The following is a 25008-nucleotide window of genomic DNA, read 5'->3' as shown; positions in this document are numbered from 1 at the left end:
GCCTCGCGAGCCGGCGACGAAGTCGCCCAACAAGAAGCACCGCCACGCCCACGACTCCGGCCGCCCACACTCGCCACACCCCCGACCCCGACCAACCACACTCCCCCGCTCACAACCCCGGCCGTCCCGCCCCGCCCCACCCCCGGCGCGTCAGCGCCCCCGACCCACCCCGCCCCCAGTGATCGACGCGCGAAGCGCGGAGAGCGGCGGAGCCGCAAAACGTGGACGGTGTGCCCCGGAGCGAAGCGGAGGGACACACCGTCCCGAGCGAGGCGCCGCTTTTTTGCTCCTCCGCTTCGCTCCTCCGCAAAAAAGCGGCGCCTCGCGAGCCGGCGACGAAGTCGCCCAACAACCAGCCTGCGAGACTGATCCCCATGCGCATCGTTGTACTTGCCGGCGGCATCGGTGGGGCCCGGTTCTTGCGGGGTCTCAAGGCGGCCGTTCCGGAAGCGGAGATCACCGTCGTCGGCAACACCGGGGACGACATCCACCTGTTCGGGCTCAAGGTGTGCCCGGACCTCGACACCGTCATGTACACGCTCGGCGACGGCATCAACGAGGAGCAGGGCTGGGGCCGCCGCGAGGAGTCCTGGAGCATTCGCGAGGAAATGGCCGCGTACGGTGTCGAACCGACCTGGTTCGGGCTGGGCGACCGGGACTACGCGACGCACATCGTGCGAACCCAGATGCTCGGCGCCGGTTACCCGTTGTCGGCGGTCACCGAGGCGCTGTGCGCGCGGTGGCGGCCCGGCGTTCGACTCGTCCCGATGAGCGACGACCGGGTCGAGACGCACGTGGTGATCGACGACCCCGACAAGCCCGGGACACGCAAGGCGATCCATTTCCAGGAGTACTGGGTGCGACTTCGCGCCGCGCCGACCGCGCACGCGATCGTGCCGGTGGGCATCGAGACGGCCAAGCCCGCGCCCGGCGTCCTGGAGGCGATCGCCGAGGCCGACCTGATCCTGTTCCCGCCGTCCAACCCTGTGGTCAGCATCGGCACGATCCTCGGCGTGCCCGGGATCCGCGAGGCCCTGGTGGCCGCGGAGGCGCCGGTGATCGGGTTGTCGCCGATCGTCGGCGGTGCGCCCGTACGCGGGATGGCCGACCGGGTCCTGGAGGCCGTCGGCGTCGAGACGAGCGCCGCGGCCGTCGCCCAGCACTACGGGCCGGGGCTGCTGGACGGCTGGCTGGTGGACACCGCGGACGCGGACACGGTGCTCGCCGTCGAGGCGTCCGGCATCCCGTGCCGGGCGATTCCGTTGCTGATGACCGACGTCGAGGCCACCGCCGAGATGGCCCGCGCCGCGCTCGCACTCGCGGACGAGGTGCGCTGATGGGCGCCCCACCGCGCGGCTACTCGGTGTTCGGGGTGAACGGGCTGCCCGAGATCGGCGAGGGGGCCGATCTGGGCCGACTGATCGCGGACGCGGCGGCGGGGCCGGACGGGCCCGGCCTGCTCGACGGCGACGTGCTCGTGGTGACCTCGAAGATCCTCAGCAAGGCCGAGGGGCGGTTGTTGCGCGGAGTCGATCGGGAGAAGGTGATCGACGCCGAGGCGGTACGCCTGGTCGCGCGCAAGGGCCGCACCCGGATCGTCGAGACCCGGCACGGATTCGTGATGGCGGCGGCGGGCGTGGACGCGTCCAATACCCAACCCGGGACCCTGCTGCTGCTCCCGGAGGACTCGGACGCCTCCGCCCGCCGGTTGCGCGCGGCGCTGGCCGAGCGGGCCGGCGTCCGGGTGGGCGTCGTGGTGTCGGACACCTTCGGCCGGCCCTGGCGTACCGGGGTCACCGACGTGGCGATCGGCGTGGCGGGGTTGGACGCGGTGGACGACCACCGGGGTCGGACCGACACGCACGGCAACGAACTCGCGGTCACCATCACCGCGGTGGTGGACGAACTCGCGAGCGCGGCCGAGCTGGTCAAGGGCAAGGCGGGCGCGGTCCCGGTGGCGATCGTGCGCGGACTGGGGCACCTGGTCACCGACGCGGACGGGGCCGGGGTGCGTCCGCTGGTGCGCGGCGCCGAGGACGACATGTTCCGGCTCGGCACCCAGGAGGCGGTCGGCGAGGGCGCCCGAAACGCGATCGGCGCGCGTCGGACGGTGCGCGCGTTCACCGACGAGCCGGTGGATCCGGACGCGGTGCGCCGCGCGGTGGCCGCCGCGATCACCGCGCCGGCCCCGCACCACACCGTGCCGTGGCGGTTCGTGCTCCTGGAGAGCGCGCCGGCCCGGACCGCGCTGCTGGATGCGATGCGCGACGCCTGGGTGGCGGACCTGCGGGCGGACGGGCTGGGCGAGGAGCGGATCACGCGCCGGGTCAAGCGCGGCGACGTGTTGCGCGGTGCGCCGTATCTGGTGGTGCCGTGTCTGGTCACCGAGGGCGCGCACACCTACCCGGATCCGGTGCGCGCGCGGGCCGAACGGGAGATGTTCACCGTTGCGGCGGGCGCCGCCGTACAGAACCTGCTGATCGCGCTGACCGCGGAGGGTCTGGGGTCCGCGTGGGTGTCGTCGACGATGTTCTGTCCCGACGTGGTGCGCGCCACGCTCGCGCTGCCCGCCGGCTGGGACCCGATGGGTGCCGTCGCGGTGGGCCGACCGGCCGAGCCGCCTCGGGAGCGCCCGGCCCGCTCGGCGGACGACGTGATCGTGGTGCGCTAGCTTTCCGGGCCCTGTCCGGCGGGGTTTGGCGGGTCCGCCGGGCAGGACCCAGGGCGTACGACAAGGGGTGGGCGCGCCATCGTGATCACGATGGCGCGCCCACCCCTTTGTGCAGGGTCTCTGCCGCCTGGCGCTGCCGGCCCGGATTCGGCGGGCCCACATCGCTGCCGACGTCGGGTCGAAAGCGATGTCCGGCCGATGTCCGGGGGCGTCACGCCGCGTCAGTGGCCACCCACCGAGGACCCGCCGACGCTCGGCGGTGCCTGCGGGCGCGGCGGCGGAACGTGCCCGCCGCCGGGGGCTCCGGTACGCCCGGGGGTCGGCGACATGCCGGGGCTGTCGTAGGGCGGAGGCGGCGTCTGCGGCAGGTCGGCCGAGCCGAGGCTGCCGGGCGGCTCGACCTCGCCGCGCCAGGCGCCGGTCTCGTGGCCTCGCTCCTCCACGAACACCTTGAAGTGTTCGAGGTCGCCCTTGGTGCGGCCACGCACGAAGCCGAGCTTGTCCCCGACCGTCTCGACCAGGCCGTCCGGGTCGAACTCCATCTGGAGCATCACCCTGGTGTGCACGTCGTCGAGCCGGTGGAAAGTGACCACGCCCGCCTGGTGCGGGCCGTCCACGGTCTTCCACGCGACCCGCTCGTCGGGGCGCTGTTCGGTGATCTCGGCGTCGAACTCCCGGGTCACTCCGGCGATTCGGGTGACCCAGTGGGTCCGCGTCGAATCGAGTTGATCGATCCGCTCGACCCCGCTCATGAACTGCGGGAACTCCCGGAACTGGGTCCACTGGTTGTACGCGGTGCGGACCGGCACGTCCACGTCGATCGAGTGCTGGACGGTCGTCACGAGCACTTCCTCCTCGTTCTCGGTGTCGGTTCCGTGCTGCGATGCTGCACAGCCGGGTCCTTCACCCGAACGGCTGCCCGAGCCCCCGGACGACAAACGTCCCCGAGTGTGCTCTCGGCTCGACAGCCACCCTCGCCCTCACCCCGCCGGCACCCGCCTCACCCGCGACAATCCCCGATCCCCGATCCCCGCCCCACACTCACAACGCCCCGCCCACAAAATGCCGACGCGGCCCGTACCGCGGCGCGCGGCGCGGGACCTTCACGCCCGACATGCGGATCAACAACGCGGCCCGGTGTCGGTGTCCCGGGTAGCCGGCGAGCAGTTCGAGCATCCCGGCGTCGTCGACCGCGTGTCCGGCCAACGCGAAGCCGATCGTCTTGGGCAGATGCAGGTCGCCCACCGACAGCGCGTCCGCGTCGCCGTGCGAGCGCTGCATGGTCTCGGCGGCGGTCCATATCCCGATCCCGGGCACCAGTTGCAGCAGCCGGGCCGCCTCGGGGTGCGCCACGGCCGTGGTCGCCTCCAGCCGGGCGGCCACCCGGACCGCCTCCATCACGGTGCGCGAGCGGCGCCCGTCGACGCCGGCGCGGACCCAGTCCCAGGACGGGATCAACGCCCAGGTACGCGCGTCGGGCACCACCCGCAGGCCCGTCGGCGCAGGCCCCGGCGGCGCCTCGCCGTACTTGCCCAGCAGCAGCCGAAAGGCCCGGCGCGCCTCGATCGTGGTGACCTTCTGCTCCAGGATCGAGGGCACCAGCGCGGCCAGGACCAGCGTCGTGCGCGGTATCCGCAGGCCCGCGAACCGGCGTTCGGCGTCCCGGACGATCGTATGCAGCGCGACGAAGGCGTCCGGGTCGTCCTCGGCGCCGAGCAGGGCCGGCAGGGCATCGAGTTGCCAGCCGGCGCCCGGTCCCCACGCGCTCGCCTCGACCTCGCCGGTCGCGGGCCGGTCGATCAACCGCAGCGTGCACGGCCCCTCCGGCGTGCGCGAGGTCCGCCACACCGAGCCGTCGGTGCCCGCGTGGTAGGTGGGGTCGCTGTGACCGCGACGCAGTTGGCCCATGGTCAGCCGCAGGTCGAGCGCGAAGCCCGGACGCCACACGCGGTGGCGGGCACTCGGGTACAACGGGCTCTCCTCGCGATCCGGGTTCGGACCGCCACGGTACCTTCCCGGTTTTGCCCCGATGTGCGCAGAGCAGACTTCACCTATGCGGGTGATGGCGTTCGGCACCTATGACACGACCGTCCACCCCCGGGTGGGAATCCTCATCGAGGGCTTGCGGCGCCACGGTATCGAGGTGGTGACCTGCAACGTTCCCCTCGGGCACATGGACGCCGGGCCGATGGTCCCACCGCCCTCGGCCCATCCGGGGATCCCCCGCCAGCGGATACGGCACGCGCGGTGCATCGCGGAGCTGGTCGCCAAGGCCCGCCGCGTGCCGCGTCCGGACGTGGTGATCGTCGGCTATCAGGGCCGACTCGACATCCAGATCGCCCGCCGGCTGTTTCCGGGCATCCCGCTGGTACTCGACCACTTGGAGAGCGTGGACGACGTGGCCGATCGGCTCGGCCAGGCGGCGCAGGCCGAGTTGCGCAAGGTGGACCGGATCGAGCAGGCCGCGATCGCGGCGGCCCGGCTGGTGCTCGTGGACACCGAAGAGCATCGCCGGGTCCTCACGCCCGGGCAGCGCGACCGGGCGGTGGTCGTGCCGATCGGGGCGGCGCCGGTGTGGTTCGACGCGGGCCGCGCGAGCGCCGATCCGGATCCGGCGACGGGCGGTGCCGACGCGCCCGGCTCCGGCGCGGACCCGGCCCACGCTGCTCCACCGGGCGATACCGGGGCGGGCCTCCCGGCGGATTTCGCGCCGGACTTTCGGCCGGGTGAGGACCTGCGGGTGATCTCGTTCGGGTTGTACTCGCCGGTGCAGGGCGCGCCGGTGATCGGTGCCGCGCTGAGTCGGTTGGACGGCTATCCGATCGCGGTGACGATGATCGGTCGGGGGTTACAGGCGCAGCGGACCCGGGATCTGGTCGGCCCGGAGGCACCGCGGGTGACTTGGCGGACCTGGGTTCCGGAGGCCGAACTGCCGCGTCTGGTCGCGGCGCACGACGTGTGCCTGGGTGTGTTCGGCACCGGGGCCAAGGCGTTGCGGCTGGTGCCGAACAAGGTCTTCCAGGGGGCCGCGGCGGGGTGCGCGGTGCTCACCTCGGACACCGCGCCGCAGCGCCGACTGTTCGGACCGGCCGGGTTGTTCGTGCCGGCGGGCGATTCGGACGCGCTGGCCGACGCGCTGCGTCGGTTGGCCCAGCACCCGGCCGAGGTGGACCGGTTGCGCGCCGCGGCGGTCACGCTCGCGCGCGAGCGTTTCGTGCCCGAGGCGGTGGTGGCGCCGCTGGTGGAACGGCTTCGGGAGATCGTCGACAAGCGAGCCTGAACCGACAAGCGGGCCCGAGTGGTCGAGCGAACCCGAACCGACAAGCGGGCCCGGACAACCAAGCGGACCGAACCGACAAGCGCGCCTCGGAGAACCAGGCGGACCCGAACCGACAAGCGCGCCTGCGACCGTAGAGCCGCCCGACCGGCCGCGCGCGAGCACGCGTTCAGCCCACCCGCAGGGCCACGTCGTTGCGGATCGCGGGCAGTTGGCCGTAGAGCGCTTGGCCGGGACACTCGGTGTTGAACGCGTCCCGGTGGCCGGAGATCACGTCGAACGCATGGGTCGTGCCCTTGGCGTAGCGGCTGCCGCTGTCCGACGAGGTCAGTGTGGCCTTGCCCTTGGGGTCGCGGTCGTCGAGGCCGAGTTTCCACGCGATCACGCGGGACATGGCGATCAGCATCGGTCCGAGCGGCGCGGCGGTGGTGTAGGTGCCCATCGCGGCGACGCCCATGGTGTCGGTGTTGAAGCCGAGGGTGTGTGCGCCCAGGACCGGCTTGTCGGTGCCGCCGGCCCGGCCCTCGAAGATCGTGCCGCACTTGTCCACCAGGAAGTTGTAGCCCACGTCGGCCCAGCCGTTGGTCTTGACGTGGTAGCGGTAGATCGACCGGAGCACCTTGGCCGAGTCGCTGCACGGGAAGTCGTTGCCGTCGGCGGTGTGGTGCACGAACGCGGCCCGCACGGTGTTCGTGTACTTGAACTTGGCGTTCCGCAGCGATTCGTCGGCGCCCCAGTCCTTGCGGGCCACGATCGGCGGCCTGTCGGCGTGGCCCTTGATCGCGCGGCCGCCGGCGTGGGTGGGCCGGCTCGGACGAGGCGGCGTGCGGTCCAGGATCGACTCGCCGGGATCGACCAGTTCGGCGCGCAGGTCCTGCGGCAGCACACCGTCCGGAACGCCCACGCGGACCTGGATGCCGTCGGACCGACCCGCCCAGAACGGCTCGGTACCACCCCGGAGGCCGCCGTCCACTCCGCCGGTTCCCTCGCCGCCGGCGTGCAGTTCGTGCCACGGACTCCACACTCCGCCGGTGCGGGTGCGCACGTGTACCACCACCCGCGCGCCCGCGCCCGCGTCGACCCAGGTGACCCCGACCAACGAGTAGGCGGGAGTGCCGCGTTCCGCCGTCAGCACCTCGGTCCGGCCCGCGCGCGGCGCGGCGGCGTCCGACTGCTGTTCCGCGCCGGTCAACGGGAGGGTCACCGTCGAACCGGGGGTGCTCGGCCGGTCCTCGGCCTGCGCGGGCGGTCCGGCGAGCACGACGGGTACGGCGAGGGCGGCGATCGACAACGCGATTCTGGTGTACACGGGCAGGCCCCTCCATCGTGGGCGGTCGAGCTCTTCCGGTTCCCGCACCTCGGTGAATCCCGTGCAAAATATGACAATTACACCCATTTGCGCCACGGATTCGCGGGCTCGATAGGCTGAGTCGCATGCCCAGCACCCCGGTCGATCAGTTGCGCATCGCGCTCGCCGCCGACTCCGCGCGGCCCTTCACCACCTTCTACGACGACGCCACCGGCGAGCGCGTCGAGCTCTCCGTCGCGACGTTCGACAACTGGGTCGCCAAGACCGCGAACCTGCTGCGCGACGATCTCGCGGTGGAGCCCGGCGCACGCGTCTCGCTGCTGTTGCCCGCGCACTGGCAGAGCCAGGTCTGGCTGCTCGCGGCCTGGTCGCTGGGCCTGGTGGTGAGCTTCGACGGGGACCCCGCCGACGCCGATGTGGTGGTGTCCGGCCCGGACACCCTCGAACGCGCGGCGACCTGCCCGGGCGAGCGGGTCGCCCTGGCGCTGCGGCCGATGGGCGGGCGGTTTCCCGCGCCTCCGACCGGTTTCCTGGACTACGCGGCGGAAGTGGCCGGGCACGGCGACCGGTTCGTGCCCGAGGCTCCGGTACGCGCGGACGCCGCGGCGCTTTCCGAGTCCGGGCGCGAGTGGACGGCCGGCGAGCTGGCCGAAGCGGGCGAGACCACCGCGCGCGAGTGGGAGCTGGGCCCCGGCGATCGCCTGCTCACCTCTTTGAGCTTCGCCCGAACGGGTGGACTGCGGGCGGGTGTGCTCGCACCGCTTGCCGCGTCCGTACCCGTCGTCGTATGCCGTCACCTGGATGAATCCCTGCTGGAGCGGCGAATCGAGGCGGAGCGGGTCACGCGTGCCGTCACCCGTTCCGCCGACTAGGCCATGACAAGACGGGTCGGGCTGCGCTTTCGTGGCCCCGACCGCCCGTAGTGCCGTGCCCGGCGGTCCCTCAGCAGGCGGGGAGGCGTGGGGTTCATGGATACGTGGGATCACCTGTACCGGACCAAGGACGCGGGCCGGCCCGCCGCCGCGCCCGCCGAGCCGCCCGCGGCCCACGAAGGCAAGTCGGCCGCGCCGATCGAATTCGGTCCCGGCCGGGCCGCCGCGCGTCGGGCGCGCAAGAAGCGCAATCGGCGACGCAAGGTGTTCCTGCCGATCGGGGTCGGCATCTCGCTGATCCTGCTCACCGGCGTCTCGGCCGCCTACGTCGCCTACCAGCGGCTCAACGGCAACCTCGAGACCGACGCGGTGAACGGCAAGCTCAACGCCGATCGCCCCCAAGTGGGCGGCAACGGCAAGGGCAAGCCGATGAATCTGCTCATCATCGGCTCGGACTCGCGGGCCGGCGAGAACCGCGCGCTGGGCGGCGGCGGGGACAACGGCGAACGCTCGGACACCACGCTGTTCGTCCACCTGTCCTCGGACCGCGAGCACGCGGTGGTCATGAGCATGCCGCGCGACCTGCTGGTCACCATGCCCTCGTGTGTGACCAGGGACGGCGCGCACTCCGCCGAGCAGCGCGGGGTGATGTTCAATTCGGCGTTCGAACTCGGCGGCGCCGCGTGCACGCGCAACACCGTCGAAAAGGTCACCGACATGCGCGTGGACCATCACATCATCGTGGACTTCTCCGGCTTCAAGGGCATGGTCGACGCGGTGGGCGGCGTGGAGATCTGCCTGCCCAGGACCGTGCAGGACCGCAAGGGCAACATCTCGCTGTCGGCGGGCCGACGCAAGGTGCACGGCAGGGAGGCCCTGGACTACGTGCGGCTGCGGCACGACATCGGGCTCGGCGGCGACGGCAGCGATCTGGGTCGGATCAAGCGGCAACAGGCGTTCGTGGCCTCGCTCGCCAAGCAGATTCGCAGCAGCGACACGCTCTCCAGCCCGTCCCGGCTCTTCGCCCTGGCCGACGCGCTGACCAAGTCGATCCGGGCCGACGAGGGACTGGCCTCGGTCTCGGCGCTGGTCGACCTCGCGCGCGGGATGCAGGATCTGGAGACCAAGGACATCACCTTCGCGCATGTGCCGGTGTACAACCCACCGGAGGACAACAACCGGGTCGCGCTGATCCAGCCCGACGCCCGGCGCCTGTTCCACGCGATCAACCACGACGAGCCCCTGGACGGTCGGCTCGAACCGGACGCGACGACGGCTGCGCCGAGCGCGGCACCCCTGGTCGACGTCACACCCGGCGCGAAAGCCGCGCCCACCCGCCTTCCCGGCCGGCCCGCCGGAAAGGCGGGTGTCGTGGTCGCCACCGGCACCACTGCCGCCGCCGCACCGTCCGAATCGGCGAAGGCGCCGGTCCAGGCGGACATCCGGGACGCGGATCAGGACATCTGCAAGGCGAACTGACGCCCCATCACCCCATTCGTCCGCAGACGTCCCACCTTCGCGACGACGGATACGGGGGCGCACGGTAGCGTGCTCGCCGATACGCGGGCCGCTCCGGCGTTGACGTGTCGCGCCTTCATGCGGTGACCTGCGTCACAGGCGGAAGGGCGCACGCAACTCGGGGAAGTGGCAGCACGTCTATCACTGATAACGGCCGCTCTACGCGCGGTTCGTCGCTCTTGATCGGCGTTGGGCGCCCTGGGGAAAGAAGCAGACACGACGTGAGTGACAGCGAACGGGCCGGCAAGCAGGCCGAGCCCGGTCGGGACGCGAGCCCGGAAACGGCGCCCGAGGCTCCGACCGAACCCGAGATATCGGCTCCGCGAACCGCGGCGGCCGAGACGGATGCGCCGGTGGCCGCCGAACCGGATCCGCAGGCCGAGCCCGAACAGGATGTCCAGGCACCCGAGTCGGCGCCGGCCGTACCGCCCCCGCCCGTCGCGGCGGGCCCCGAGGAGCCGCTCGCCGCCGCCGTGGCCGCGATGGCCGCCGGCGGCGAGGCCGCGGCTCCGGATCGGCTCTCCCGGCGGGACCGACGCCGGCGGGTGTACAAGCGGGTCCTGATCGGCGTCACGGTCACCGTGGCGCTGTGCCTGGTGGCGGGCAGCATCGCGGTCTACGCGATCTACCGCAAGCTGGACGGCAACATCACCACCGAGGACCTGACCGCGAAGCTGGGTCCCGAGCAGGAACGTCCGCCGATCGTCGCGCACGACGCGGCGAACATCCTGCTGATGGGATCGGACGACCGCAGCGGCGACAACAAGCAGTACGGCGACATCGGCGAGGGCACCAAGCGCTCGGACACCACGATCCTGTTGCACCTGGCCGCCGACCGGAAGAGCTCGGTGGCGATCAGCATCCCGCGCGACCTGATGGTCGACATCCCCTCGTGCGTGCGTCAGGACGGCAGCAAGTCGCGGGCGTATCGCGACCAGTTCAACCACGCGTTCGAGATCGGCGGTGCGGCCTGCACGATCAAGACCATCGAGCAGATGACCAAGATCCGCGTCGATCACCACATCGTGATCGACTTCTCCGGCTTCAAGGAGATGGTCAACGCCGTGGACGGCGTCGACGTGTGCCTGAGTCAGCCGATGCGGGACACCGCCGCCAAGCTCGATCTGCCCGCCGGCAAGCATCGGCTCGACGGTGAGCAGGCGCTCGGCTACGTCCGCGCCCGCAAGAACGTCGACGACGGCAGCGACACCCAGCGAATGACTCGCCAGCAGCGTTTTCTGGCCGCGCTCGTTAAGAAGGTCAAGGTCGGCGACATGCTGACCCAGCCGTGGAAGTTGTACAACCTCCTCGACGCCGGCACCCGGTCGATCACCGCCGACCCGGGCCTGAGCTCGCTTAGGGAACTGATGGACCTGTCCGACAGCATCAAGGGGATCCCCAATGACAAGGTCGCGTTCCTGACCGTGCCGCGGCAGCCGTACCGACTCGACATCAACCGGGACGAACTGATCCAGCCCCAGGCCGATCGGCTGTTCGAGGCGATCCGCCAGGACCGGGTCGCGGTCGGCGCGGCGGTGACCGGCAAGGACGAGAACGGCTTCGAGAACAACGGCGAGGTGCGGATCGAGCAGGCGGCGACGCCGACGCCGTCCACGCGCACCACGATCGACGAGGACGGCAACCGGGTGACGGTCACGCCGACCGCACCGGGTTCGAGCGGCACCGGCAAGGGGGCCGGCACCCGGTCGCCCGCGGACACCAAGGCGCCGGGCTCGTCGGCTTCCACGACCGACCCCACATCAACCAGCGGCGGTACCCCGTCGGCCAAGCCGACCTCGGCCGCGGACACGGGCCCGATCGTCACCGTTTCGGGACGAACGGCGGAACAGGACGTGTGCGCGGGCTGATTGCATCGATCGCACAGGGAGGGCCGGGTCGCCGCGGATCGGCGGTGACCCGGCACGTTGCCGGAGGAGATTCGACACATGGGCACGGACGCGGATACGGAGGTCGGGGAGCCTGCGGCACCCGACCGGCGGGGCATACGCAGAAAGAGCACCATGAAGAAGCGCCTCAAATGGATCGCGATCTCCGTGGTCGGCATCCTGGTGATCCTGGCCGGCAGCGCGTACGGGTACATCCGGTACCTGAACGGGAAGCTGCACCACACCCAGATCACCGCCGACAAGAGCAACCGACCACCGGCCGCGGCGAAGGACGAGCAGGGCCGAAGTCCGATGAACATCCTCCTGATCGGCAACGACAGCCGGATCGGCGAGGGGCGGCGCTACGGCGCCGAGGGACACGAGGGGCTCGCCGACGTGGCGATCCTGATGCACCTGTCCGCCGACCGCTCGAACGCCACGCTCGTCAACATCCCGCGCGACACCATGGTCGACATCCCGCGCTGCGAGATCGGCAAGGGCAAGGACAAGAAGGTCACCGAAGCCCGGTTCGGCCAGTTCAACGACAGCTTCCGCAGCATCGGCGCGTCCTGCACGGTCGCCACCGTGGACCGCATGCTCCAGGTCCGGATCGACCACTACATCGAGGTCGATTTCAAGGGTGTCCGTGACCTGACCGACGCGGTCGGCGGCGTGCCGATCTGCCTCGACGCGCCGATCCACGACCCGGTCCTGTCCAACCAGCGCGGCGGTACCGGACTGGAGCTCCCGGCCGGCCCGAACACCCTGAGCGGCAATGACGCGCTGCAATTCCTGCGCGCCCGGCACGCGTTCGGGGACGGGAGCGACCTGGCTCGGATCGAGGCGCAGAAGGTCTTCCTGATGTCGCTGGCGCGCGAGCTCAAGAGCAACGCGAAGCTGTCCAACGTCGACGGCATGTTCAGGATCGCGAACAGTGCGGTCGGTGCGCTCACCGTCGACAACGACCTGGCGGGCGTGGACAAGCTGATCGACCTGGCCGACGAGATCAAGAAGGTGCCGGAGAAGCGGATGGCGTTCACCACCCTGCCGACCGAGACCTATCGTCCGGCCCCGGACCAGGTCCAGCCCAGGCGACCGGCCGCGGACAACCTGTGGGCCGCGATCCGGGCCGACCGGCCGTTGACCAAGGCTGACGCGACGATCGATCCGCCGCCCGCGCCGGTGACCACGACACCGTCCCCACCGCCGGCGACGATCGCGCCGGGCGAGGCGGCCCGGATCAAGGTGACGGTGGACACCGGCACCGAGAAGAGGCGGATCACCCCGGTGGTGGAAACCCTCAAGCGGCAGGGCTTCAAGGCCACTCCCGGTACGACCATGCCGGACGGGCGAGAACACGCCAACAGCCGGATCACCCACCCCGACGGCAGTCGGGATCAGGCGAAGGCGATCGCGATCGCGCTGGGCGTGCCGGAGACCGCCCTGGAGGTGGCCCGCCCCGGCGACACCACGATCAAACTGCTGATCGGGGCGGATCTCCCGGACGCGGGCGCCGGCGACGGCACCCCGACCGGCTCGACCTCCGCCGACCCCGGCCGGGCTCCGGAACCGCCCAAGGCCGCCGACCTGAACCTGGAGACGGCCGACAACACCAAGTGCGCCTCGCCGCGCAAGAAGCAGTAGTGCTCGCGGACAGGCTCGAGGGGGGTCGCGGTGGGATACGCGCGAAAGCGCCCGTCCGTGACCCCCATCGATCGATTAAGGATCGACCGACAGCGGATCCGGAACCTTCGGTGAAGGGTTTCGTACCTTTTCCACCGATCCGAGTGTCGGGACTTCGCAGTCTCGGTGACCATGGCGAGATCTCGCCGGTTATGGTGGCTGCTTCCAAACCGACCATCACGTATCACCGTCGGGTTCCGTGCGGATGCCTCCGGAACCCCGGCGTCGCCCATGAGGACCGAGCACAGCCCGGGGGGACCGTGCGGCGGATACAGCCGGAGGGAATCTCGGCGTGAACAGAGGGAACGGGCCGCACCGTGGTGCCCCCGGGGACAACGATCCCCTGGGCGGTATGGACGACGCGGACGTCGCGGACATGTGGGTGATGAACCCGGACACCGGCAGCTTCGAGCTGCGGGCGCCGGGCGCCCCCGGTGCCGGGCCCGCCGGCGGGTCCGGCGGTGGTTCCGGTGCCGGTCCCGGCACGGAACGCTCCGGGGTGCCCCGGCCGCGCTCGCGTGCCGCGAACCCCGAGGGCCGGCGTCCGTCCGCGGTGGCCGCGGCCTCCGGCCGGGAAGCCGACGACGATCCACCCCGGCGCCGAGAGCGCGCGGGCAGCGCTCCCGCGGGACGCGCGGCGGCCCGCAACGGCGCGCGGAGCGAGGGGCCGCCGAAGAGCAAGGTCAAGAAGCGGCTCAAGTGGATCGCCATCTCCGTGGTCGGCCTGCTGGTGGTGCTGGCCGGCAGCGCGTACGGGTACCTCAAGTACCTCGACAGCAAAATAACCACCACCGCGAAGAACGCGGGCAGCGAAGGTGTTCCCAAGGCCGAGGAGGACGCGTTCGGGCGCAAGCCGCTGAACATCGTCCTGATCGGCAACGACAGCCGTAAGGGCCTCGGCAAGAAGTACGGCGCGTCCGAGCACACCGAGGGCCTCGCCGACGTCACGATCCTGATGCACGTCTCGGCGGACCGCAGCAACGCGACCCTGGTCAGCATCCCCCGCGACACCATGGTGCAGATACCCAAGTGCGTCGTGGAGGGCAAGACCTACCCGGCGTCCAACGGGCCCCAGTCGTTCAACGAGAGCCTGGCCAACGGCGGTCCGCCGTGCACGGTGTCCACGGTCGACAAGATGCTCGGGGTCCAGGTGGACCACTACATCATGATCGACTTCACCGGCGTGAAGAAGATGACCGACGCCGTCGACGGCGTGGACATGTGCATCTCGGAGCCGATCAACGACCCGGTACTGCCCAACCAGCAGGGCGGCACCGACCTCAAGCTCGACGCCGGCGACCAGAACCTCAGCGGCGAGACCGCGCTGAAGTTCCTGCGCGCGCGGCACGCCTTCGGCGACGGCAGCGACCTGGCCCGGATCAAGGCGCAGAAGGCGTTCCTGATGGCGCTGACCCGCAAGTTGAAGAACAGCGCGTCGCTGACCAACGTCGAAGGCATGTTCAAGATCGCCAACATCGCGGTCGAGTCGCTGACGGTGGACAACGGCCTCGGCGGCGTGGACAAGCTGATCTCGCTGGGCAACCAGTTGAAGAAGGTCCCCGAGAAGCGGATGGCGTTCACGACGCTGCCGATCGAGGAATACCCGCCGATGGCCAAGTCCAAGGTGCAGCCGAAGCAGCCCGAGGCGAACAACCTGATGGCGATGCTGCGCAGCGACACGCCTCTCACCAAGGACGACAAGCCCGCGACCGAGCAGCCGGCGGCCTCGCCGACCCCCGAGGCGCCGAAGGTCGATCCGGCCACGGTCAAGGTCGACGTACGCAACGGCGGCGGCGTCAACAAGCGCGCCAACGAGGTCGCGGCGGACCTGGTCGGGCGCAAGTTCGTCGCGGTCGCGTCGGGCAACGCCAGGGACGGCAAGATCCACCCGACGAGCACGATCACCTATCCCAAGGGCCGTCTGGACGCCGCGAAGGCACTGGCCGCCGCGACCGGCCTCGGGGACGGCGCACTGGTCGAGAGCACCTCCACCACGCTCACCCGCTTCGAGGTCCTGATCGGCAAGGACTTCCCCGCCACGCCACCACCGGCCGCGGGGGCTCCACCGAGCGAACCACCGAAGAACATCGACCTGGAGACGGCGGACAAGAACGTCTGCGCCCCGAAGAAGAACAAGTAACCGCGCCCCACAACCGCCGACGGCCGCCCGCCACCTCCCGAACGGGGAGGGAACGGGCGGCCGTCGGCGGTGGGGGGCGCGGTCGGCGGCGCCGGCCGTCGGGGGCGTGGCCGCCGGCCGGGCGCCGCGCCGCGCCGCAATGGGTTTGACGGCGGTCGCCGGGGCGGACAGGCTCCGGGGGTGGACAACGCACGGGTGCGACTGCGCCGCTTGGACGAAGACTCGCAGGCCGCCCTCCTGGACGCCGCGGTGGCCGACGCCGACCCGGCGGAGGTGATGCCGGCCGTACCCGGCCCACCCGGCTGGACCGCCGACCGTCGAGCCGCCTTCCTGGCCTTCCATCACGAATGGGCCGCCACCCCCACCACCTACGCGATCCTGGTCGCCGACCGCGTGGTCGGCGCGGCCCGGCTCCAGCCCGTCCCGGAAGGCCCCGACGACGCCCTGGAAGCCGGTCTGTGGATCGGCCGCTCCCACCGCGGCCAAGGCGTCGGCCGCGCCGTCGTCGCCCTCCTGCGCGCCGAGGCCAAAGCCCAGGGCGCAAGCCGCATCGTGGCAAGCACCACCGACGCGAACACCGCCGCCCAACGCCTCCTCACCACCGCCGGCGCCGAGCTCCACCACCGCCCCGCCCCCGACCCCAACGGCGACACCATCGAGGCCACCCTCCCCGTCGACTGACCCGGCGATGGCGACGAACGCGAACATGCTCCGATTACCCGGCACCCGCGCTCACGCACCGCGAAGGTCATGCGGATGCGAAGGTCATACGGATGCGCGAAGGTCAAGCGGATGTACGAGGTCCGACCGCGGCCCGCGCATCGCGATCGGCACGGCACCCGCCCCGCCGACCCCACCGGCCCGACACCACCAGCCGCCCGGCACACCCGTGACCGGACCACGCGGGGTGAGCGAGTCCATTCGGCGAGCCGTCTCCGGCGGTCTTCGGCGCGGTGGTCGAGGAGAGCGGCCGGCCGGCGTGGGCGAGATCTCGCGACGGCTACTCGTGCGACGGGGGCGTCAGGGTCAGTCGGCCGTCGTGTTCCGTGTAGAGCTCGCCGGTTTCCGGGCAGTGCCATCGGGTGTCGCCTGCCGGGGTCAGGGGGACGCCCGCGCGGCCGACCCACTTGATGCGGCGGGCCGGGACGCCGGCCATCAGGGCGTGGTCGGGAACGTCGCGGTGGACCACGGCGCCGGCTGCGATCAGCGCCCAGCGGCCGATCGTGACGCCCGCGACGATCACGCTGCGGGCGCCCACCGCCGCTCCCTGACGGACCGTCACGCCCTGGGCGCGCCAGTCCTGTTCGCCCTTGAGCAGGCCGTCGGGAGTGACCGCGCGCGGATACATGTCGTTGGTCAGCACGACGGCCGGGCCGATGAAGACGCCGTCCTCCAGGACGGCCGGTTCATAGACCAGGGCGTGGTTTTGCACCTTGACGTTGGCGCCGATCCGGACCGCGGGACCGATGTAGGCGCCGCGGCCGATCACGCAGTTCGCGCCGAGGACCGCATCCTCCCGGATCTGGGCGAGGTGCCACACCCGGGTGCCCTCGCCGATGATCGCCGACTCGTCCACATCCGCGCTCGGGTCGATAGCCACCCCCGAACGCTAGTGCTCACTCGGCCGCCACGCCCAGGAAATCGGCCAGGACGCGGGCCGAGCGGCGACCGTCGTGGTGCTCGGCGACGTACGCCGGGCCGCGCGCGGCCATCTCCCGGGCCGCCTCCGGTTCGGCGATCACCTCCTCCAGGACCTCGGCCAGCGAGTTCGGATCGGCGCCGCGGATCGGCAGGTCGGCCGGCAGGTGCTCGGTCGCCGACTCGTGCAGGTAACAGATCGTCAGCCGACCCGCCGCCAGCGCCTGACACGACGTCATGCCGTAGGTGCCACACGCGAACTGGTCGAGCACGATGTCGGCATCGGCGAACAGCGCCGGGAGTTCGGCAACCGGTCGGCTCAGGATGCGGCGGTACTCGATCAGGCCGATCTCGTGCAACCGGCGCAGGGTCGGTTCGATCCGCGCGGTGCCGCGCAGGAACGGACTGGTCATCACGTGCACCACGACCGGGCGTTCGCGGGCCAGTACCGGCTTTTGGGTCCGCCATACCGAAGGGTCGAGCGCGGCCGGCAACCACACCGCGTCCGGCACGTCCGCGAGCAGGTCGGGCGTGGCCACGAAGGTCGGCACGTCCAGGCCCCGCAGGATCGGCAGCAGCCGGTCCACCTTGCCCTGCAACGCGTGGGTCAGCTCGTAGCGCGGGTCGAACGGCGAGAACTCCACCCGGGCCCGGTGCGCCGCCGGATCGCGTGCCTCCGAGCCGTACAGCACCAGCCCGAGCGCGATCCCGGCCGCCCGCAGTTCGGCCACGTCGGTGTCCACCCACGAACCGCCCAGTCGGCCGAACGCGGGCATCCCGCCCTCCGCCAGCACGTGGGTGTAGCGGTCCAGCACCTGGGCCAGCCGACCCAACTGCCAGCGGGTGGACAGCCAGTCGTCGGTGGCGATCGCCTGGTCGCTGGGGTGACCGAGGGTGTTCGCCGAGCTGAGCGCGGACGCCTCGGCGCGCACCCCCGGCAGATGGCGCTCGACGGCGCGGGCCCACGCGTGCCCCTGTCCGCCGGTATTGGTCGGCCCGATCCCCAGCACCGGCGCGGACGCGGGCACCGGCTCCGCGTCGGCCGCGAACGCGCGCACATACGGCTCGTAGGCCTGCTCGCAGCGCCGCGCCCACGCCTCGGCGTCCCGCTCGGCCTCCGCGCGATGGGTGCGCCGGACCGCCTCCAGATCGCGCTGGGCCATGATCCGCCGCAGCCCCTTGAGCACCCCGCTACCGTCGAGTGCCTCGACCGCGGCCCGCGCGGCGGCCAATCGGGCGGTGCGCACCGGGTCGACCGGCACCCGCAGGGAGCGCACCACGCCGGTCTCGGTCACCTCGACCGAGGTGGTCACCGCGACCGTCTCGGCGGGCGCGACCCGAAGCACGTAGGCACCCTCGACCGGATCGTTCGGGTAGTCCCCGCCCACCTCCGTGTGGGTGACGACGAGCCGCCGCAGCCGCTCGGGCGGGGTGAAGCCGCGATCCTCCGCGGCCTGCCGGGCGTCCGGAATCGCCACTTCCGCGGCCACAGCCGAGTCCCTGTCGCTCATCGCCGTCGTCTCCCAAGGCCGTGCCGACTGTTCACAGACTGTCACCGGGGACGAGCGGTGACCAGGGCGGCCACGTTACTTGGCTTTACCGAAAGGACCCGGTTTCCGACCGGGAAGACGGCGCGTCGGGCCGAGCGGGCGGCGAATACCGCCTTCGGACGCGCGTCGGCCCGAGTCGCACACACTGGCGACTCGGGCCGACACGACACTTCCCGGAGCGGACTACCCGGGCTCTTCCTCGGCCTGCGCGGTCCCCGCCTCGACCCGATCGGCCAGGCTCTTGGGGCTGGTCAAAAAGCCCGCGCCCCAGGATCCGTGCATCGTGGCGAGCACACCCGGGAGCCGGACCAGCGCGCCCGGGCTCAGGTCGCGCCCCTCCCACGCGGCGCCGGCCAGGATGCCCGCCGCGTACCCGCCGGGCACCAGCCAGCCCACCTTGCGCCCGGACAGGCCCACCACCGTGCCGGCGGCCACCGCCGCGAGCGCGGCCGGCGGGGCCAGGTAGCGCAGGTTCACCGAGCCCTGGTGGTGTCGGGAGACGACCCGGCGCCACCGGCCGTAGTTGAAGTACTGCTTGGCCAGCGCCTTCGTGGTCGGCCGCGGGCGGTAGGAGACCTCCAGCTCGGGCGAGAACCAGATCAGGTAACCGGCCTCACGGATCCGGTAGTTCAGCTCCCAGTCCTGGGCTCGCTCGAACTCCTCGTTGTAGCCGCCCAGCTCCTCCAACACCTCGCGCCGGAACACGCCGAGGTAGACGGTGTCGGAGGGCCCCGCGCCGCCGCCGGTGTGGAAGCGCGCGTTGCCGACGCCCAGCTTGGAGGTCATCGCGCGGGCGACGGCCTCCTCGTAGGGGGTGGTGCCCTCGGCGTGCATCAGCCCGCCGACGTTGGCCGCACCGGTCTCCGCGAGCAGCCGGACGGCGGTGGAGATGTATCGGGCGGGCAGGATGCCGTGGCCGTCCACGCGCACGATCACGGGGTGCCGCGATGCGCGGATCGCCGCGTTGAGCGCGCTGGGGGTGCGGCCGGTGGGATTGGGAACGGTGCGTACCCGGGGATCGTTCGCGACCAGCCGGGCGGCGATCTCGTCGGTGTCGTCCGTGGACGGTCCGAGCGCGATCACCACTTCGATCTCGCCGGGGTAGTCCTGCGCGAGCACACGACCGACGGCCTCTTCGAGGTGTCGGGACTCGTTGAGCACCGGCATGATCACGGAGACGGGTGGTTTTTCGGGAAGCGGCTCCGCTCGGCGAACCGGAGGTTCGAGGGTGGCGGGCTCGTCGGCAGTGGGATTCATCGCCTTGGAGCGTACTGCGAACGGGCCCGTCGGCCGACATCGACCGAACAGCCTGCCCGAGCGGGCGCGCGCGTGGAGTCGTCGGCGTGCCGCGGCCGTTCCCCCCCGCTCCCGCTTTACGGTGGTTCGACGCGCAGCACTGCAACCGTGATCGGCCACACGGGCGTCCTTCGGGTGTACGCGGGTACGGATGGACATCCGCACGGCGCGCCGGGAGGGTGCGCGGCGAACGGCGGCACGACATCGGTCCGCGAGGAGGGACACCGCACCCATGGCGACGACTGGCGGACGGCCCTCGGCGAGAACCGCGAACGGCAACCGGAACGAGCGCGCCGCCGGCCGCAATTGGCTCCTGTTGATCACCGGTGTACTCGCGGCGGCCATCCTGGCGACCAGCGGCATAGGCTGGGCCTGGGTCAAGCACTTCGACGGCAAGATCCAGCGGATAGACGCGTTCAAGGGCTTGGACAACCGCCCGGACACCGGATCCGACAAAGACCTCAACTTCCTCATAGTCGGCTCGGACAACCGTGCCGGCATCTCCAAGGACACGCTCGAGAGACTGCACGCCGGCGGCGAGTCCTGCGACTGCACCGACACGGTGATGATCGTGCACCTCAACGGCAAGCGGGATCGCGCGACCATCACCAGCCTGCCGCGAGACAGCTACGTGGACTTCCCCGCGCACAAGGACAAGACCACCGGCGAGCAGCGCGGCCCGTCCAAGGGCAAGATAAACGCGGCGTACACACTCGGTGGCCCACCGCTGACGGTGGCCACCGTGGAGAAGGCGACCGGGATCCGGATCGACCACTACATCGAGGTCAACTTCGTCTCGTTCGTCAGTGTCGTGGACACCCTCGGCGGCATCGAGATGTGTACGCCCAAGCCACTGCGCGACCCCAAGTCCGGCCTCGACCTGCCCGCCGGCACCAGCAGGCTGGACGGGGTCAAGGCCCTGCAGTTCGTCCGCGCCCGGTACATCGCCAGCGACCCGAGCGGTGACATCGGCCGCACCCAGCGCCAGCAGAAGTTCATGACGCAGGTGCTCGCGAAGGCGACGTCGACCGGCACGCTGACCGATCCGCTCAAGCTCAAGAACGTGCTGGACGCGGTACTCGGCTCGATAAAGGTGGACCAGGGCATGAGCCCGCAGTCCTTCCTGGAGTTGGGCGGCAAGCTCAGGAACCTCTCCAACTCCGGCGTCACCTACGCTCAGGTACCGCTCAAGAGCATCGACCACCAGGTCCCGGAGTGGGGCTCGACGGTGTTGTGGGACAACACCAAGGCGGCGGCCCTGTTCCAGGCGATCCGCGAGGACAAGGACCTGATCGCGCCGTCGCCGGAGAAGAAGGCCGACACCCCGGGCCCGACCGGCGCCCCCGCGCCCTCCCCGGTGTCGGTGGAGGTGGCGCCCAGCGAGATCTCGGTGCAGGTGTACAACGGCGCGTCCGCCACAGCCTCGGGCACGCGCGCGCACGAGGACCTCAAGGGCCTCGGCTTCGAGATGGCCGGCCCGCCGCGTACCTCGGCCTCGACCGACGGCGTGCGCACGATCATCCGGTACGACCCCAGGTGGGACCGCTCGGTCAAGACGGTGCAGGCCGCGCTGCCGGGCGCGACCTCGGAGCCGGTCACCGGGCTGGGTCGCACGATCGAGGTGACCGCGGGTTCGTCGTACGCGGGGGTGTCCCCCGTGCGAGTCGGTGGCGCGCCCGCCGAGCAGCCGTCCGTCGCCGTGACACCGAATCCGGCATACTCTGCCAAATCCGGTGACGAGGTCTCGTGTAAGAAGTGAGCATCAACTGTGGAACAGATGGTCGATGAAGGTGGCATTCGGTTGCCTCGGGGCTGATCGAGTGAAAGCTTCGATGTCATGAACAATTGGCCGCCGGGGTGGGCGGATGGCGACCAACAGCCGCAGCAGCCCCCTCCGGGAACGATTCCGAGCCGCCCCGGCGGCTACCCGCAGCAGGCACCCGGCGGGCATCCGCCACAGGCGCCGAACGCGTACCCACCGCAGCAGCCGGGTGGGTATCCGCCCGCGCCCGCGGTGCACTCACCGCAGGCCGGCGTGCCGCCCGTACAGCGGGCGCCCGGTTCGGACGCCTATCCGCCGCAGCCGCCGATCGCCGACGCGCACGGCGCGCCGCCCGCCCCGGCGGGCACGCAGCAGGGCGGGCCCAGCGCGCCCGAGGGGCCCGGTGCTCCCGACGGCCCGGGTGGCCCCGGCGGCCCGCCGCGGCGTCCGCGCGGCCCGGTCAACTGGAAGAAGCGCATCCTGATCGGGCTCGGCGTCTTCGTCGCGCTCGTGGTGGTCTTTTGCACCGTGACCTACTTCTGGGCCGACTCGAAGATCCAACACGAGGACGTCCTGGACAACTACAAGGGCCGACCGGCCGCGTCCGAGGGCACCACGTGGCTGATCGTCGGCTCGGACAGCCGCGAGGGCCTGGACGCCACCGATCGCGAGAAGCTGCACACCGGCAAGGCCCCGGGCAAGCGCACCGACTCGATGATGCTGCTGCACAAGGGCAAGGGCGGCACCACGCTGATCAGCCTGCCGCGCGACTCGTACGTGGACATCCCGGCGTTCAGCAAGAACGGCAAGACGGTCAAGGCGCAGAAGAACAAGCTGAACGCGGCCTTCGAGAAGGGCGGCGCGCCGCTGCTCGCCCGAACCGTGGAGATGGCCACGGGCATTCGGCTCGACCACTACGCGGAGATCGGGTTCGGCGGGTTCAACAACATCGTCAACGCGATGGACGGCGTGGACATCTGCCTCAAGGGTCCGATCAAGGACAAGAAGTCCGGCGCGGACCTGGAAGCCGGCTGCCAGACGCTGGACGGGGCGCAGGCGCTCGCCTTCGTGCGGTCCCGCTACTACGACCAGCGCTCGGACCTGGCCCGGATGGAGAATCAGCAGCAGTTCCTCAGCGCGTTGGCGAAGAAGGCCAAGTCGGCCGGCGTACTGCTCAATCCGTTCAGTGCGTTCCCGGTGGCCGACGCCTCGCTCGGCGCGGTGACCGTGGACGACGACACCGGGCTGTTCGACCTGTACGGCCTGTTCAAGGACATGGGCAGCCTGTCCGGCGGTGACGGTGTCACCACCACGGTGCCGATCAAGAACGCCGGATACGAAGTCAAGGACGTCGGCTCCACCGTGCTGTGGGACGACAAGGGCGCGAAGGCGCTGTTCCAGGCGCTGCGCGACGGGCGGACCGTGGACGCGCCCAAGCGCTGAGCCCGGATCGGCGGGGACCGGCGGCCGCACACGTGATTCGCCGCCTGTCCCCGTCGTTTCGTACCATCGGCACTCGGCCGGGATGTCGGCCGGCGATCCTGCCCCGAGGTGACGAAGTCCGCATGAACGACTCCGCGATAACCGCCGCAGACCACACCTTCCAGGTCGATCTGCGCGGTCTGGTCGACCTGTTGTCGCACCACCTCTACTCCAGCCCCCGGGTATACCTGCGCGAGCTGCTGCAGAACGGCGTCGACGCGGTCACCGCGCGGCGGGCCCCGGACGCACAGGCCCCCGCGGCGATCACCATCACGGTGGAGGACGGCGGCCTTCGGGTCACCGACACCGGCATCGGACTGACCGAGGCCGACGTGCACCGCTTCCTGGCCACCATCGGGCGCAGTTCCAAGCGGGACGAGCTGGAGAGCGCCCGACGCGACTACATCGGCCAGTTCGGCATCGGCCTGCTCGCGTGCTTCGTGGTCGCCGACGAGATCACCGTGGTCACCCGCTCGGCCCAGGCGGCGGACGCGCCGCCGGTGGAGTGGAAGGCCGGCGCGGACGGTCGCTACACGGTGCGCGCCCTGGCCCGCGAGGAGCGCGAAGAGCCGGGTACCACGGTGTTCCTGACGCCGCGTCGGGGCAGCGAGTCGTGGTTCGCCGCCGACCGGGTGATCGAACTCGCCCGTGACTTCGGCGCGTTGCTGCCGTACCCGGTCACCGTCGTGGCCGGCGGCGAGCACACACCGATCACCGACACGCCCGCGGCCTGGGATCGCCCGTACCCGACACCGGAGCGCCGCCGGGCCGCGCTCGCCGCGTACTGCGAGAGCCGACTGGGCTTCACCCCGCTGGACGTGATCGACCTGGACGTGCCGCTCGCGGGGGTGCGCGGCGCGGCGTTCGTGCTGCCGGAGGCGGTCAGCCCGGCGATGCGCGGCAAGCACCGGGTGCACCTCAAGGGCATGTTGCTCACCGAGAACGCCGATGGACTGCTGCCCGACTGGGCGTTCTTCGTGCGCTGCGTCGTGGACACCGACACACTGCGACCCACCGCGTCGCGAGAGAGCCTGTACGACGACGAATCGCTCGCCGGGGTGCGGGACGCGCTCGGCGGGCACATCCGGGACTGGCTGGCCGAATTGGCCGCGCACGACCAGCAGCGGCTGGCCCGCTTCCTGAGTGTGCATCACCTGGGTGTGAAGGCACTCGCCCGGCATGACGACGAGTTGTTGCGACTGGTGTTGCCGTGGCTGCCGTTCGAGACCACCGACGGACGGATCGCGCTCGACGAGTTCGCCCGCCGGCATCCGGTCGTACATGTGACGCCGACCGTGGAGGAGTACCGGCAGGTCGCGCCGATCGCGGCGGCGGCCGGGCTGGGCGTGGTCAACGGCGGCTACACGTACGACTTGGACCTGGTACACCGGCTGGCCGAGATCCGCCCGGGCACCACCGTCACCGAACTCGACCCGGACACCGTCACCGCGCACCTGGACTCGGTCGACCCGAGCGCCGAACTGGCCGCGGCAAGCTTCCTCGCGCACGCGCGGGCCGCGCTGGAGCCGCTCTCCTGCGACGTGTCGCTGCGCACCTTCCAGCCGGTCACCGTGCCCGTGCTGCTGCTCGACGGGCGGGACGCGCGCGGCGAGCGTGGTCGGGCCGAGGCCGAGCAGGACGCGGCCGGCCGCGGCGACGACCTGTGGTCGGGAATCCTGGGCTCGCTGCGTGGCCAGGGCCCGCGCGCGCAGCTCGTGCTCAACCACCTCAACCCGCTGGTCCGCCGGATCGCCGGCCTCGACGATCTCGAACTGGCCCGGGCCGCGGTCGAAGGACTGTACGGCCAGGCTCTGTTGCTCAGCCATCGCCCGCTCACGTCGGCCGAGACCGGCCTGCTCGGCCGATCCTTCCTCGGCCTCCTGGAGCGGGCCGTCCACCAGCCGAACCCCGCCGAATAGGAACC

At 71.4% G+C, this 25008-nt stretch carries 17 protein-coding genes and 1 pseudogene; 12 read left to right on the top strand and 6 right to left on the bottom strand.

The window, feature by feature from the left end; genetic code table 11:
• Positions 1–374: 374 nt before the first annotated feature.
• On the top strand, positions 375–1337 hold the full coding sequence (gene cofD, locus A3IC_RS0145435) for a 2-phospho-L-lactate transferase (protein WP_020556715.1): 963 nt from the start codon (positions 375–377) through the stop codon (positions 1335–1337).
• Positions 1337–2671 carry a coenzyme F420-0:L-glutamate ligase gene (locus tag A3IC_RS0145430; RefSeq protein ID WP_020556714.1) on the top strand — a complete coding sequence of 445 codons (1335 nt, stop codon included), beginning with the start codon at positions 1337–1339 and terminating at the stop codon, positions 2669–2671. The genes cofD and A3IC_RS0145430 overlap by 1 nt, the downstream gene beginning before the upstream one ends.
• A gap of 398 nt (positions 2672–3069) precedes the next feature.
• Here A3IC_RS0145430 and A3IC_RS60345 read toward each other — a convergent pair.
• Both A3IC_RS60345 and A3IC_RS0145420 read right to left on the bottom strand, forming a co-directional pair.
• Positions 3070–3513 (bottom strand): annotated as a pseudogene (locus A3IC_RS60345) (SRPBCC family protein); the annotation flags it as partial.
• 199 nt (positions 3514–3712) lie between these two features.
• Entirely contained in the window at positions 3713–4642 is a 930-nt protein-coding gene (locus A3IC_RS0145420) for a DNA-3-methyladenine glycosylase family protein (RefSeq protein ID WP_020556712.1), read from the bottom strand.
• A gap of 82 nt (positions 4643–4724) precedes the next feature.
• On the opposite strand from A3IC_RS0145420, the gene A3IC_RS60340 reads away from it, so the two are divergent.
• Positions 4725–5951: a glycosyltransferase family 4 protein gene (locus tag A3IC_RS60340; RefSeq protein WP_020556711.1), complete on the top strand. Its 1227-nt coding sequence runs from the start codon at positions 4725–4727 to the stop codon at positions 5949–5951.
• A gap of 166 nt (positions 5952–6117) precedes the next feature.
• Here A3IC_RS60340 and A3IC_RS0145410 read toward each other — a convergent pair whose 3' ends face one another.
• On the bottom strand, positions 6118–7257 hold the full coding sequence (locus A3IC_RS0145410) for a peptidoglycan recognition protein family protein (protein ID WP_020556710.1): 1140 nt from the start codon (positions 7255–7257) through the stop codon (positions 6118–6120).
• A gap of 125 nt (positions 7258–7382) precedes the next feature.
• Here A3IC_RS0145410 and A3IC_RS0145405 point away from each other — a divergent pair, with 125 nt between their 5' ends.
• The 6 genes from A3IC_RS0145405 (at position 7383) to A3IC_RS60325 (ending at position 16037) form a co-directional block, all read left to right on the top strand.
• Complete coding sequence (locus A3IC_RS0145405) at positions 7383–8129, top strand: TIGR03089 family protein (RefSeq protein ID WP_020556709.1); 747 nt, start codon at positions 7383–7385, stop codon at positions 8127–8129.
• A gap of 96 nt (positions 8130–8225) precedes the next feature.
• Positions 8226–9608 carry an LCP family protein gene (locus tag A3IC_RS60335; protein ID WP_020556708.1) on the top strand — a complete coding sequence of 461 codons (1383 nt, stop codon included), beginning with the start codon at positions 8226–8228 and terminating at the stop codon, positions 9606–9608.
• A 260-nt stretch (positions 9609–9868) separates the two neighbouring features.
• On the top strand, positions 9869–11515 hold the full coding sequence (locus tag A3IC_RS60330; RefSeq protein ID WP_020556707.1) for an LCP family glycopolymer transferase: 1647 nt from the start codon (positions 9869–9871) through the stop codon (positions 11513–11515).
• Between the two features lie 153 nt (positions 11516–11668).
• Entirely contained in the window at positions 11669–13177 is a 1509-nt protein-coding gene (locus A3IC_RS0145390; RefSeq protein ID WP_020556706.1) for an LCP family protein, read from the top strand.
• 391 nt (positions 13178–13568) lie between these two features.
• A complete protein-coding gene (locus A3IC_RS0145385; protein WP_020556705.1) occupies positions 13569–15356 on the top strand; it encodes an LCP family protein in 1788 nt (595 codons plus the stop codon).
• 180 nt (positions 15357–15536) lie between these two features.
• Complete coding sequence (locus A3IC_RS60325) at positions 15537–16037, top strand: GNAT family N-acetyltransferase (protein WP_020556704.1); 501 nt, start codon at positions 15537–15539, stop codon at positions 16035–16037.
• 319 nt (positions 16038–16356) lie between these two features.
• On the opposite strand, the gene A3IC_RS0145375 is transcribed toward A3IC_RS60325, so the two are convergent.
• The 3 genes from A3IC_RS0145375 to A3IC_RS0145365 all read right to left on the bottom strand — a co-directional run bounded on the left by A3IC_RS0145375 (position 16357) and on the right by A3IC_RS0145365 (position 19801).
• Positions 16357–16950, bottom strand: a complete 594-nt coding sequence (locus tag A3IC_RS0145375; protein ID WP_211232338.1) for an acyltransferase — start codon at positions 16948–16950, stop codon at positions 16357–16359.
• Positions 16951–16972: 22 nt separating this feature from the next.
• Positions 16973–18505, bottom strand: coding sequence for a glycosyltransferase (locus tag A3IC_RS60320; RefSeq protein WP_158696356.1), 1533 nt, complete (start codon positions 18503–18505; stop codon positions 16973–16975).
• Positions 18506–18727: 222 nt separating this feature from the next.
• Complete coding sequence (locus A3IC_RS0145365) at positions 18728–19801, bottom strand: glycosyltransferase family 2 protein (RefSeq protein WP_020556701.1); 1074 nt, start codon at positions 19799–19801, stop codon at positions 18728–18730.
• A gap of 271 nt (positions 19802–20072) precedes the next feature.
• Here A3IC_RS0145365 and A3IC_RS0145360 point away from each other — a divergent pair, with 271 nt between their 5' ends.
• The 3 genes from A3IC_RS0145360 to A3IC_RS0145350 all read left to right on the top strand — a co-directional run bounded on the left by A3IC_RS0145360 (position 20073) and on the right by A3IC_RS0145350 (position 25003).
• Entirely contained in the window at positions 20073–21599 is a 1527-nt protein-coding gene (locus A3IC_RS0145360; RefSeq protein ID WP_020556700.1) for an LCP family protein, read from the top strand.
• Between the two features lie 78 nt (positions 21600–21677).
• Positions 21678–23045 (top strand): LCP family protein, encoded by a 1368-nt coding sequence (locus A3IC_RS0145355; protein WP_079027096.1) that lies wholly within the window; start codon positions 21678–21680, stop codon positions 23043–23045.
• A 122-nt stretch (positions 23046–23167) separates the two neighbouring features.
• The gene (locus tag A3IC_RS0145350) at positions 23168–25003 is read left to right on the top strand and encodes an HSP90 family protein (protein ID WP_020556698.1); all 1836 of its coding nucleotides are present in this window, start codon (positions 23168–23170) and stop codon (positions 25001–25003) included.
• Positions 25004–25008 lie beyond the last annotated feature (5 nt).

It is taken from the genome of Embleya scabrispora DSM 41855 (assembly GCF_000372745.1).
Classification (GTDB): Bacteria; Actinomycetota; Actinomycetes; order Streptomycetales; family Streptomycetaceae; genus Embleya; species Embleya scabrispora.
The sequence above is the reverse complement of the archived record's forward strand: the minus strand, read 5'-3'. Positions and strand labels throughout refer to the sequence as shown.

Bases quoted from the DNA above. Each gene is read 5' to 3' on its own strand.
- A3IC_RS0145405 (WP_020556709.1), top strand. From the start codon at position 7,383: ATGCCCAGCACCCCGGTCGATCAGTTGCGCATCGCGCTCGCCGCCGAC.
- cofD (WP_020556715.1), top strand. From the start codon at position 375: ATGCGCATCGTTGTACTTGCCGGCGGCATCGGTGGGGCCCGGTTCTTG.
- A3IC_RS0145385 (WP_020556705.1), top strand. From the start codon at position 13,569: ATGGACGACGCGGACGTCGCGGACATGTGGGTGATGAACCCGGACACC.
- A3IC_RS0145355 (WP_079027096.1), top strand. From the start codon at position 21,678: ATGAACAATTGGCCGCCGGGGTGGGCGGATGGCGACCAACAGCCGCAG.
- A3IC_RS0145360 (WP_020556700.1), top strand. From the start codon at position 20,073: ATGGCGACGACTGGCGGACGGCCCTCGGCGAGAACCGCGAACGGCAAC.
- A3IC_RS0145350 (WP_020556698.1), top strand. From the start codon at position 23,168: ATGAACGACTCCGCGATAACCGCCGCAGACCACACCTTCCAGGTCGAT.
- A3IC_RS0145430 (WP_020556714.1), top strand. From the start codon at position 1,337: ATGGGCGCCCCACCGCGCGGCTACTCGGTGTTCGGGGTGAACGGGCTG.
- A3IC_RS60320 (WP_158696356.1), bottom strand. From the start codon at position 18,505: ATGAGCGACAGGGACTCGGCTGTGGCCGCGGAAGTGGCGATTCCGGAC.
- A3IC_RS0145365 (WP_020556701.1), bottom strand. From the start codon at position 19,801: ATGAATCCCACTGCCGACGAGCCCGCCACCCTCGAACCTCCGGTTCGC.
- A3IC_RS0145390 (WP_020556706.1), top strand. From the start codon at position 11,669: ATGAAGAAGCGCCTCAAATGGATCGCGATCTCCGTGGTCGGCATCCTG.
- A3IC_RS60340 (WP_020556711.1), top strand. From the start codon at position 4,725: ATGCGGGTGATGGCGTTCGGCACCTATGACACGACCGTCCACCCCCGG.
- A3IC_RS60335 (WP_020556708.1), top strand. From the start codon at position 8,226: ATGGATACGTGGGATCACCTGTACCGGACCAAGGACGCGGGCCGGCCC.